At 74.9% G+C, this 10,349-nt stretch carries 11 protein-coding genes; 5 read left to right on the top strand and 6 right to left on the bottom strand.

Features of this window, described 5'->3' with window-relative positions:
* The first annotated feature begins 1 nt into the window (after position 1).
* From ACFVN3_RS09020 to ACFVN3_RS09030, 3 genes are all read left to right on the top strand, one after another.
* Entirely contained in the window at positions 2 to 1,333 is a 1,332-nt protein-coding gene (locus ACFVN3_RS09020) for a M16 family metallopeptidase (RefSeq protein WP_378232455.1), read from the top strand.
* A gap of 207 nt (positions 1,334 to 1,540) precedes the next feature.
* Positions 1,541 to 2,296, top strand: coding sequence for a 4-hydroxy-tetrahydrodipicolinate reductase (gene dapB, locus ACFVN3_RS09025; protein WP_378232582.1), 756 nt, complete (start codon positions 1,541 to 1,543; stop codon positions 2,294 to 2,296).
* Positions 2,297 to 2,388: 92 nt separating this feature from the next.
* The gene (locus ACFVN3_RS09030; protein ID WP_378232584.1) at positions 2,389 to 2,823 is read left to right on the top strand and encodes a hypothetical protein; all 435 of its coding nucleotides are present in this window, start codon (positions 2,389 to 2,391) and stop codon (positions 2,821 to 2,823) included.
* A 73-nt stretch (positions 2,824 to 2,896) separates the two neighbouring features.
* On the opposite strand, the gene ACFVN3_RS09035 is transcribed toward ACFVN3_RS09030, so the two are convergent.
* The 6 genes from ACFVN3_RS09035 to ACFVN3_RS09060 all read right to left on the bottom strand — a co-directional run bounded on the left by ACFVN3_RS09035 (position 2,897) and on the right by ACFVN3_RS09060 (position 7,375).
* On the bottom strand, positions 2,897 to 3,355 hold the full coding sequence (locus ACFVN3_RS09035) for a hypothetical protein (protein ID WP_378232456.1): 459 nt from the start codon (positions 3,353 to 3,355) through the stop codon (positions 2,897 to 2,899).
* 79 nt (positions 3,356 to 3,434) lie between these two features.
* On the bottom strand, positions 3,435 to 3,944 hold the full coding sequence (locus ACFVN3_RS09040) for a GNAT family N-acetyltransferase (RefSeq protein ID WP_378232457.1): 510 nt from the start codon (positions 3,942 to 3,944) through the stop codon (positions 3,435 to 3,437).
* Between the two features lie 42 nt (positions 3,945 to 3,986).
* Positions 3,987 to 4,307, bottom strand: a complete 321-nt coding sequence (locus ACFVN3_RS09045) for an AzlD domain-containing protein (RefSeq protein ID WP_264031477.1) — start codon at positions 4,305 to 4,307, stop codon at positions 3,987 to 3,989.
* Positions 4,304 to 5,128: an AzlC family ABC transporter permease gene (locus tag ACFVN3_RS09050; RefSeq protein WP_378232458.1), complete on the bottom strand. Its 825-nt coding sequence runs from the start codon at positions 5,126 to 5,128 to the stop codon at positions 4,304 to 4,306. The genes ACFVN3_RS09045 and ACFVN3_RS09050 overlap by 4 nt, the downstream gene beginning before the upstream one ends.
* Entirely contained in the window at positions 5,125 to 5,784 is a 660-nt protein-coding gene (locus tag ACFVN3_RS09055; RefSeq protein WP_378232459.1) for a TIGR00645 family protein, read from the bottom strand. Before ACFVN3_RS09055 ends, ACFVN3_RS09050 begins: the two co-directional genes overlap by 4 nt.
* A gap of 106 nt (positions 5,785 to 5,890) precedes the next feature.
* Entirely contained in the window at positions 5,891 to 7,375 is a 1,485-nt protein-coding gene (locus ACFVN3_RS09060; protein ID WP_378232460.1) for an NAD-dependent succinate-semialdehyde dehydrogenase, read from the bottom strand.
* Between the two features lie 113 nt (positions 7,376 to 7,488).
* Between ACFVN3_RS09060 and dapA the strand changes: the two genes are divergently transcribed.
* Both dapA and ACFVN3_RS09070 read left to right on the top strand, forming a co-directional pair.
* Complete coding sequence (gene dapA, locus ACFVN3_RS09065; protein WP_378232461.1) at positions 7,489 to 8,433, top strand: 4-hydroxy-tetrahydrodipicolinate synthase; 945 nt, start codon at positions 7,489 to 7,491, stop codon at positions 8,431 to 8,433.
* Between the two features lie 50 nt (positions 8,434 to 8,483).
* Positions 8,484 to 10,169 (top strand): ribonuclease J, encoded by a 1,686-nt coding sequence (locus ACFVN3_RS09070; protein WP_378232462.1) that lies wholly within the window; start codon positions 8,484 to 8,486, stop codon positions 10,167 to 10,169.
* Positions 10,170 to 10,349: the final 180 nt, after the last annotated feature.

Here is a 10,349-nt window from a genome sequence, read left to right on the forward strand (position 1 = left end):
CGTGCCCTGGGACCTCCCGCTCGTCCCGGCGGGTGACGCCGGGGCCGAGCTGACCGCCGGGCAGGACGGCGCGACGATCCGTCGTTCCGTCCTGCCCGGCGGGGTCCGCGTGCTCACCGAGTCGATGCCGGGTCTGCGTTCGGCGACGATGGGCGCGTGGGTCGGCGTCGGCTCGCGCGACGAGACCGACGGCCACTTCGGCTCGACGCACTTCCTCGAGCACCTGCTGTTCAAGGGCACCGCGCGCCGCTCGGCGATGGACATCGCCGAGGCGTTCGACGCCGTCGGCGGCGAGGCCAACGCCGCGACCGGCAAGGAGCACACGTGCTACTACGCGCGCGTGCTCGACGCCGACCTGCCCATGGCGGTCGACGTCATCGCCGACATGGTGACGTCCGCGCGCCTGGACCCCGACGAGCTCGAGACCGAGCGCGGCGTGATCCTCGAAGAGCTCGCCATGAACGACGACGACCCCTCGGACGTCGTGCACGAGGAGTTCGCGTCCGCGGTGCTCGGCGGGCACGCGCTCGGTCGCCCCATCGGCGGCACCCCGGACACGATCAACGCGGTCCCGCGCGACGCCGTCTGGGAGCACTACCGCTGGCACTACCGCCCCGAGACGCTCGTCGTCGCGGCGGCGGGCGGTGTCGACCACGACACGCTGGTCGCCCAGGTGGGCCAGGCGCTGCACGACGGCGGCTGGTCGCTCGACGCGGGCAGCGCGCCGCGCGCGCGGCGCGACCCGGCCGACCCCGCCCTGGCGGGCGTCGGGACGGCGGGCGTCGAGCTGTCGGTGCACCGGGCCGTGGAGCAGGCGAACGTCGTCATCGGCGGCACGGGCCTGTCCGCGACCGACGACCGCCGCTTCACGCTCTCCGTGCTCAGCGCGGTGCTGGGCGGCGGCATGAGCTCGCGCCTGTTCCAGGAGATCCGCGAGAAGCGCGGCCTCGCGTACTCGACGTACTCGTTCGCCTCCGGCCACGGCGGCATCGGCACCTTCGGGCTCTACGCCGGGTGCGCGCCGTCGAAGGTCGACGAGGTCACGGCCCTGCTCCACGCCGAGCTCGACCGCCTCGCGGACGACGGCATCACCGGCGCGGAGCTCGACCGCAGCATCGGCCAGCTCTCCGGCGGCATGGTGCTCGGGCTCGAGGACTCCGGCTCGCGCATGAGCCGGCTCGGCAAGGCCGAGCTCGTCTACGGCGAGCTCCTGAGCGTCGAGGAGTCGCTCGACGCGATCCGCTCGGTCACGGCCGACGACGTGCAGAAGCTGGCCGGCGAGCTCGCCTCGCGGCCGCGGTCCGTCGTGCGCGTCGGACCGTTCGGCGGCTGACACCTCGCCTCCCACGGCGTCTCGCGGCGGCCGTCCTCCCCACGGAGGGCGGCCGTCGTCGTGCTGTGGGCAGGCCCACGTCCCGGTGGGGCGGACGTGGCGCCGGTCGCCCCGCGCACCGGCGATAGGGTGACGGGCGTGAGCGAGCAGAGCATCCCCGCGCCCGATCCCGCCCCGACCGCCCCCGGCAGGGAGCCCGGTCGCCCGCTGCGGGTCGCCGTCCTGGGCGCCGCCGGGCGCATGGGCGCGACCGTCTGCGCCGCCGTCGACGGCGCGGCGGACCTCGAGCTCGTCGCACGCCTCGACGCGGGCGACGAGGTAGCGGCCGCGACGCTCGGCGGCGCGGACGTCGCCGTCGACTTCACCGTCCCGTCCGCGACCGAGGCGAACGTCCACGCGCTGATCGACGCGGGCGTGCACGCCGTCGTCGGGACCACGGGCTGGACGGAGGAGAGCCGCGGGCGCGTCGTCGCGCACCTCGGCCGCACCGCAGCGGCCGGCGCACCCGGGCTCGGCGTGCTCATCGCGCCCAACTTCGGCCTGTCCGCCGTCCTCGCGATGACGTTCGCCGCGAAGGCCGCGCGGTACTTCGAGTCCGCCGAGGTGATCGAGCTCCACCACCCGGACAAGGTCGACGCGCCGTCCGGCACCGCGCGGCACACCGCGGCGGCGATCGCCGCGGCACGCGCCGACGCGGGCGTCGCGCCGAGCCCTGACGCGACGGAGACCGGCTGGGAGGCGCGCGGAGCGGACGTCGACGGCGTGCGCGTGCACGCGGTGCGCCTGCGCGGCCTCGTCGCGCACGAGGAGATCCTGTTCGGCAACGCGGGCGAGCAGCTCGTGATCCGGCAGGACTCGTTCGACCGCGTCTCGTTCATGCCGGGCGTCCTGCTCGCCGTCCGCGAGGTCGTCGGCCGACCGGGGCTGACCGTCGGGCTCGAGAACGTGCTGGACCTGTCGTGAGCGCGCCCGGCGGTCCGGTCGGTCCTGACGCCGACGACGGTCGTCCGGAGGGGACGACCGGGCGGTCGGGTGCCGTCCGGCCCTGGAAGGCGATCGTCGGCGCGGTGCTCGTGACGCTCCTGCTCGCGCTCTACGTGTGGCAGGTCGCGGGGCGTGCCGCGGCGCTCATCGGCACGGGCGAGCCCGTCGCGATGGTGATCGGCGCGGGTGTGCTCGTCCTGCCGCTGCTCGTGGTCGGGCTGGTGGGGCGCGAGTTCCTGCTCGCCGGGACCGTGCAGCGCATGGCGGACGACCTCGCCGCCCGGGGCCGCCTGCCGGTCGACGACCTGCCCCGCTCGCCGGGCGGCCGGATCGACCGGGAGGCCGCGGACGCGGCGTTCGGACCCTACCGCGACGCGGTCGACGCCGACCCGCAGAGCTGGGAGGCCTGGTACCACCTCGCGTTCGCGTACGACGCCGCGCGCGACCGCCGTCGCGCACGCGAGGCGCTGCGCAAGGCCGCGGCGCTCTACCGTTCCCGCCGCTGACCGAGGTGCTCCACCCCGCGCGACGTAGCCCGCCTCGAGGACGACCTCACGCCCGGTGGAGCACCTCGGCCCGTCAGAGGCTGGTCCAGCAGTAGAGCCGGTGGCCCGCGTCGTCGGCGCGGACGCACAGCTCGGCGAGCCGTCGCAGCGCCTCGGCGAGGTCGGCGGGGTCCGACCCCTCGAGCTCCTCGGTGGCGGCCCAGCGGACCGCGACGGCGTCGAGGGCGGTCGGGGTCGTCGCGGCGAGCGCGGTCACGAGCTCGTCGGTGACTGCCACGACCCACGGCCCCTCGTCGCCGGCGGTCGCGACCAGCGAGCCGTGCCGGGGGTCGGTCTTGGCCTCGGCGTACGGTCTGTCGGTGAGCAGGCCCGCGAGCGTGCCCAGCACGACGAACGGGTCGATGCCCTTGAGCTCGACCGTGGGGAACACCGGCTGGTTCGTCAGCGGGTCGGGGCTGCTGGGGCCCGTACGTGCCGCGCTCCCGGCCTGCGCGTCGTCGGGTGCGGAGAAGTAGTCGGTGAGGATGCCCATGGCGGTCGATCCTCGCAGGTCACGCGTGCGAACGGGTCACGAGGGTGTCACGGCTGCGTGACGAACGGTCGCACGAGCCTCAGATCTCCGCGGCCCAGCGTCGCTCGACGACGTCCCGCACCCCGGTCGCGAGCGTCCGGGTCCGCCCGTCGGGCCCGAGCCCGGCCCCGGCGAGGAACGTCTCGCGCGCCGTGTCGCCGTCGAGCACCCACGTGACGACCTCCTCCGCGCCGTCCCGGCGCAGCCGGTCGACCGCGGCGGAGAGCAGGCGCGACCCGTGCCCGCCGCGCTGGTGCCGCGGCTCGACCTCGAGCGCGAGGACCTGCCCGGGCGCCACGGCGGCGAACCCGACGACCTCGGCACCGACGCACGCGACGAGCACGCCGAAGCCGGGCCCCGGAGGGGAGGAGATGGCGGCGGCCCACTGCTCGCGCATCCGCACGGTGTCGAGCGCGTCGAGCACGTCCGCCCCGAGGATCTCCGCGTGGGACGAGCGCCAGGCCCCGACCTGGATCGCGGTCATCGCGACGTCGTCGCCGGGCACGGCGGGGCGGACGGAGACGTCGGCGGTCTCGCGGAAGAGGCTCACGGGGTCACCCTACGAGACGTGGGCCACGCCTCGGGCCGACGGTCAGCCCCAGCCCAGGGCGCGCAGGCCGGCGGCCGTGGCCGCGGCGAGGACCACGACGACGATGAACGGGGCGCGCAGCGCGAGGGCGACGGCCGCCACGCCGAGCGCGGGCAGGCGCGCGTCGACGACCAGGGCCTGACCGTCGCCGACCGTCTGCACCGCGACGAGCGCGGCGAGTAGCGCGGCAGTCACGAGCGCCGCCGTGCGCGCGACGCGCTCGTCGGCGAGCCAGTGCTCGGGCACGAGGTGCCCGGCGAGCTTGAGCGCGAAGCACACGGCGGACGCGACCAGCACGACGACCCAGACGGTCGCTGACGTCATGACGACTCCTTCCCGGGGCGCCCGTCGGCGGGCGGTGCGGACGACCCTCCCGACGGGTCGCGCCGACGCCGCGCGTCCACCTGTCCGATGACGATCGCGACGGCGGCCGCGGCGAGCACCGGGACGCCGCCCGGCGCGACCGGGATCAGCAGGACCGCGACGAGGACGGCCGCCGCCGCGGTGAGCTGCATCGCGCGCGCTGCGAGGCGGGGCCACAGGAGGGCCAGGAACGCGGCCGCCGCGGCGGCGTCGAGCCCCCACGCGCGCGGGTCGCCGAGCGCGTCGCCCGCGAGCGCCCCGACGAGCGTCATGGCGTTCCACAGCACGAAGATGCCGACGCCTGTCCACCAGAACCCCGCCCGGACGGCGCGGCGCGAGCGCTGGGCGGTCGCGACCGCGGTCGACTCGTCGATCGTGAACTGCGCCGCGACGACCTTGTGCCACGAGCGCAGCGCGAGCAGCGGGCCGAGCTGCGCCCCGTACAGAGCGTTGCGGACCCCGAGGAAGCCCGCGGTGGCGATCGCGGCGGTCGGCGCGCCACCCGCGCCGACCACGCCGATGAGCGCGAACTGCGACCCGCCCGAGAACATGAGCAGGCTCAGCGCCATGGTCTGCGCCACGTCGAGCCCTGCGACCACCGACAGCGCCCCGAACGAGATGCCGTACAGCCCCGTCGCGACGGACACCGAGACGGCCTGGCGGACCGCGGCGCGGACCTCGTCCTCGACCGCGTGCTCGACGGCGTCCTCCACCTCGGCGTCGAGCGACGCGGGGGCGTCGGGCTCGGCGTCGGGGCGCGGGACGTCGTCGGGCCGGCTCATGCGTGCGGGTCTGCCGGGCCCTCGCCCGCCGCGGCGGCGTTGGCGGCGCGCTGGTGCGCGGTGAGGGACATGCGGTCGATCGCCGCGAGCGCGAGGGCCGAGACGACGAACGCGAGGTGGATGATCACCTGCCACATCATGACGTCGCCCGTGATCCGGCCCGTGGACGACTCGATGAAAGTGCGCAGCAGGTGGATCGAGGAGATCCCGATGATCGACATCGCGAGCTTGGTCTTGAGCACGTTCGCGTTGACGTGGCTCAGCCACTCGGGCTGGTCCGGGTGGCCGTCGAGCCGGATGCGCGACACGAACGTCTCGTAACCGCCGACGATGACCATGATGAGCAGGTTGGAGATCATGACGACGTCGACGAGCCCGAGGACGGCGAGCATGATCTCCTCGGCGCCGAACGCGTGCGAGACCATCTCGTGCGTCGCGGGGTCCTCGACAGTGTGCTCGCCGGTGAACCCGCCGACGATGAGGTGCCACAGCTCCTTGAGGAACTGCCAGACGTAGACGACCTGGGCCACGATGAGGCCGAAGTAGAGCGGTGCCTGGAGCCAGCGGGACGCGAAGATCATGTACCCGACGGTCGTGACGCGGGCGCTGGGCGAGGGGACGTTCGGGCTGATGGTCGACGCGGGCGACGAGGGCACGGGCGTGGGCTCTCCGGGAGTCGGTGGCAGGGGAGCGTCAGGCTACCAACGCCAGGTGACGGCCCGACGAGGCCGATCACGCCCGCAGCACCACGAGCGGCGGGCGTCAGAGCGCGACGTAGACCGTCTCGAGGTACTCCTCGAGGCCCGCCTCGCCGCCCTCGCGACCGAGGCCGGACTGCTTCACCCCGCCGAACGGCGCGCTCGCGTCGGACACCAGGCCGCGGTTGATGCCGATCATCCCGGCCTCGACCTCCTCGGACACGCGCACGGCGCGGTCGAGCGAGGACGTGTACGCGTAGGCGGCGAGCCCGTACTCGGTGCCGTTCGCGAGCGCGAGGCCCTCGTCGTCGTCGCCGAACGCGACCACGGGCGCCACGGGCCCGAAGATCTCCTCGGTGACGACGCGCGCGTCGGGGTCGACGCCGGACAGCACGGTCGGCGCGTAGAAGTACCCCGTGGTCCGCGGCCGGTCGGCGCCCGTGAGCACCTGGGCGCCGCCGTCGGACGCCGCGTCGACGAGCTCGGCGACCTTGTCCACGGCCTTCGCCTCGATGAGCGGGCCGACCTGCGTCCCGTCCTGCGCGCCCGGGCCGACGCGCAGGCCCTCGAACGCGGCGGCGAGCCGCTGGGCGAACTCGCGCGCGACGGCGTCGTGCACCAGGAAGCGGTTGGCGGCGACGCACGACTGGCCCGCGTTGCGCAGCTTCGCGACGAGCGCGCCCTCGACGGCGGCGTCGAGGTCGGCGTCGGCGAAGACGAGGAACGGCGCGTTGCCGCCGAGCTCCATCGAGGTGCGCAGCACCTGGGGCGCGGACTTCTCGAGGAGCGTGCGCCCGACGGCCGTCGAGCCCGTGAACGACAGCTTGCGCAGGCGCCCGTCGGCGAGGAGCGGCCCGGTGACGTCCGCGGCGCGCGAGGACGGGACGACGTTGACGACGCCGGTCGGCAGCCCGCGGTCGGCGAGCTCGGACCGGATGACCTCGGCCACGAGCGCCGTCGTGAGCGGCGTGAGTCGCGCCGGCTTGATCACGACGGTGCAGCCGGCCGCGAGCGCCGGGCCGATCTTGCGCGTCGCCATCGCGATGGGGAAGTTCCACGGCGTGACGAGCAGGGCGGGGCCCACGGGCCGGCGGAAGACGATCTGCCGGTTGCCCCCGGCGGGTGCCGTGCGGGCGAGGCCCTCGGCCCGCACCGCCTGCTCGGCGTACCAGCGCAGGAAGTCCGCGCCGTAGAGCACCTCGGCGCGCGCCTCCGCGAGCGGCTTGCCGCACTCGGCGGTGATGAGCGCGGCGACGTCGTCGGCCCGAGCGACGACCCGGTCGTAGACGGCGCGCAGCACCTCGCCGCGCTCCCGCGGGGGCGTCGCGCGCCACGCGGGCGCCGCCCGGTGCGCGGCGTCGAGGGCGCGCAGGGCGTCGGCGGGGCTCGCGTCGGCGACGTCGAAGAGCGACTCCTCGGTCGCCGGGTCCTCGACCTCGAACGTCCGACCGCCCTCGGCGGGGCCCCAGTGGCCGTCGACGAGCAACCCCGTGGGCACGTGCGCGACGAGCGCGGGGGAGAGGTTCGACGTCGAGGCGGGGCGGGACATGCTCCGAGTATCGCCCTCGGGGTCGCGGGGGCGCACCCGGGCGGTGGTCGGGGGCACGGCCCCGGGCCTGGACGGGCGCGGTGCCCGGACGCGCCGCACGGTAGTTTGTGCACATGGTCCTTCCCGCCACCCCCGCGCGCCCGTTCGGTGCCGTCCTCACCGCCATGGTCACCCCGATGACGCCCGACGGCGCCGTCGACCTCGCGGCGGCGGCCCGGCTCGCGAAGCGCCTGGTGGACGACGGGAACGACGGCCTGGTGCTGAGCGGCACGACGGGCGAGTCGCCCACGACGCACGCGCCGGAGAAGCAGGACCTCGTGCGGGTCGTCGTCGACGCGGTCGGCGACCGCGCGGCGGTCGTCGCCGGTGCCGGGTCCAACGACACCGACCACGCCCTGCGCATGGCGGAGCAGGCGGCCGAGGCCGGGGCCGACGGGCTCCTCGTCGTCTCGCCCTACTACTCGCGCCCCAGCCAGGAGGGCGTGTACCGGCACGTGACGGCGATCGCCGACGCGACCGACCTGCCCGTCATGCTCTACGACGTGCCCGGACGCACGGGCGTGCGGATCGCGCCCGCGACGTACGCGCGGCTCGCGGCGCACGACCGGGTCGTCGCGAGCAAGGACGCGACGGGCGACGTGTACGCCGCCGCCAAGCTCGCGGCCGCGACCGGTCTCGCGTTCTACAGCGGCGACGACGGCCTGCTGCTGCCGTTCCTCGCGCACGGCGCGGCCGGCATCGTCTCCGTCTCCGGGCACGCGGTGGCCGGGCCGTTCGCGGAGGTCGTGCGCCGCTTCGACGCGGGCGACCACGCGGGCGCGCTCGAGGTCTTCCTCACCACGACGCCCGTCATCGACGCGCTCAACGGTGCGGGCTTCCAGGCCGTGATGGCCAAGGCCGCCGTCGAGCTGCTCGGCGTCACCGACAACCGCTTCCTGCGCCTGCCGAACGTCGCGGCGACCGAGGACGACGTCGCGCTGGTCCGCGACGCCCTCGCCGCCGCGGGCGTGCTCGCCGGCGCGACCACCGCGGCGGGCGCCGCCGCACCCACGAACTAGCGAGGGCAGGAGCCCTCGAAACCCCCGGCTCAGCCACGACAGGAGGCCCCGTGAGCCATCCCCACCCCGAACTCTCCCTGCCTCCCGAGCTCCCCACCGGAGGGCTGCGCATCGTCGCCCTCGGCGGGCTCGGGGAGGTCGGCCGCAACATGGCCGTCCTCGAGTACGACGGGCGCCTGCTCGTCATCGACTGCGGCGTCCTCTTCCCCGAGGACAACCAGCCCGGCGTCGACCTCATCCTCCCGGACTTCGACTACATCGCGGACCGGCTGGACGACATCGAGGCGATCGTCCTCACGCACGGCCACGAGGACCACATCGGCGCCGTCCCGTACCTGCTGCGCCTGCGCCGCGACATCCCGCTCGTCGGGTCGCAGCTCACGCTCGCGTTCGTCGAGGCGAAGCTCAAGGAGCACCGCATCTCGCCCGTGACACTCGCGGTCAAGGAGGGCCAGGTCGAGCAGCTCGGCGTGTTCCGCTGCGAGTTCGTCGCGGTCAACCACTCGATCCCCGACGCGCTCGCGGTCGCCGTGACGACCGGCGCCGGGACCGTGCTGCACACGGGCGACTTCAAGATGGACCAGCTCCCGCTCGACGGGCGCATCACCGACCTGCGGGCGTTCGCACGCCTCGGCGAGCAGGGCGTCGACCTGTTCATGGTCGACTCGACCAACGCCGAGGTCCCTGGGTTCGTCACGCCCGAGGTCGAGATCGGTCCGGTGCTCGACAACGTCTTCGCCGCGTCGGAGAAGCGCATCATCGTCGCGTCGTTCTCCTCGCACGTGCACCGCGTGCAGCAGGTCCTCAACGCCGCGCACCACCACGGGCGCCGCGTCGCGCTCGTCGGGCGCTCGATGGTCCGCAACATGACCATCGCGGCCGAGCTCGGGTACCTCCACGTGCCCGAGGGCGTGCTCATCGACCTCAAGAAGGTCGACTCCCTGCGCGACGACGAGATCGTGCTCATGTGCACCGGCTCCCAGGGCGAGCCCATGGCGGCGCTGTCGCGCATGGCCAACGGCGACCACAAGGTCCAGGTCGGCCACGGCGACACCGTGATCCTCGCGTCGTCGCTCATCCCGGGCAACGAGAACGCCGTCTTCCGCATCATCAACGGGCTCACGCGTCTCGGCGCGAGGGTCGTGCACGGCGGCAACGCCAAGGTGCACGTGTCCGGGCACGCGAGCGCGGGCGAGCTCCTCTACTGCTACAACGTGCTCAAGCCCAGGAACGTCATGCCCGTGCACGGCGAGGTCCGCCACCTCGTCGCCAACGGGGCGCTCGCGGTCCGCACGGGCGTGCCCGCCGACCGGGTCGTGCTCGCCGAGGACGGCGTCGTCGTCGACCTCGTCGACGGCAAGGCGTCGGTCGTCGGTGCGGTCCCGTGCGGCTACGTGTACGTCGACGGGTCGAGCGTCGGCGAGATCACCGACGCCGAGCTCAAGGACCGGCGCATCCTCGGCGAGGAGGGCTTCGTGTCCGTCTTCGCCGTCGTGGACTCCGCGACCGGCAAGGTGCTCGCCGGGCCGCAGATCCTCGCGCGCGGGTTCGCCGAGGACGACAAGGTGTTCCAGGACATCCAGCCGGAGGTCGTCAAGGCGCTCGAGGACGCGATCGCCGGCGGCGCGACGGACACGCACCAGCTCCAGCAGGTCATGCGCCGCGTCATCGGGCGCTGGGTCTCCAACCGCCTGCGCCGCCGCCCGATGATCGTCCCGGTGGTCGTCGAGGCCTGACGGGCGGTCGGACGCGCCGACGCCCCTCAGGGGCGTCGATGGCGCGAGAGGTGAGAAGTGGGGCCCGGCGGGGGGGGGGGGGGGGGGGCGGGGGGGCGGGGGCCGCCCCCCCCCCCCCCCCCCCGCGCGGGGGGGGGGCCCCACCCGCGCGGCCCCCGCGGGCGGCGCCGCCCACGCGGG

The sequence above is a fragment of the Cellulosimicrobium sp. NPDC057862 genome (assembly GCF_042797035.1).
Taxonomy (GTDB): Bacteria; Actinomycetota; Actinomycetes; order Actinomycetales; family Cellulomonadaceae; genus Cellulosimicrobium.

Excerpts from the sequence above, each read along its gene's own strand:
- ACFVN3_RS09035 (WP_378232456.1), bottom strand. The coding sequence starts at position 3,355 with ATGGGCATCCTCACCGACTACTTCTCCGCACCCGACGACGCGCAGGCC.
- ACFVN3_RS09045 (WP_264031477.1), bottom strand. The coding sequence starts at position 4,307 with ATGACGTCAGCGACCGTCTGGGTCGTCGTGCTGGTCGCGTCCGCCGTG.
- ACFVN3_RS09050 (WP_378232458.1), bottom strand. The coding sequence starts at position 5,128 with ATGAGCCGGCCCGACGACGTCCCGCGCCCCGACGCCGAGCCCGACGCC.
- ACFVN3_RS09060 (WP_378232460.1), bottom strand. The coding sequence starts at position 7,375 with ATGTCCCGCCCCGCCTCGACGTCGAACCTCTCCCCCGCGCTCGTCGCG.
- dapA (WP_378232461.1), top strand. The coding sequence starts at position 7,489 with ATGGTCCTTCCCGCCACCCCCGCGCGCCCGTTCGGTGCCGTCCTCACC.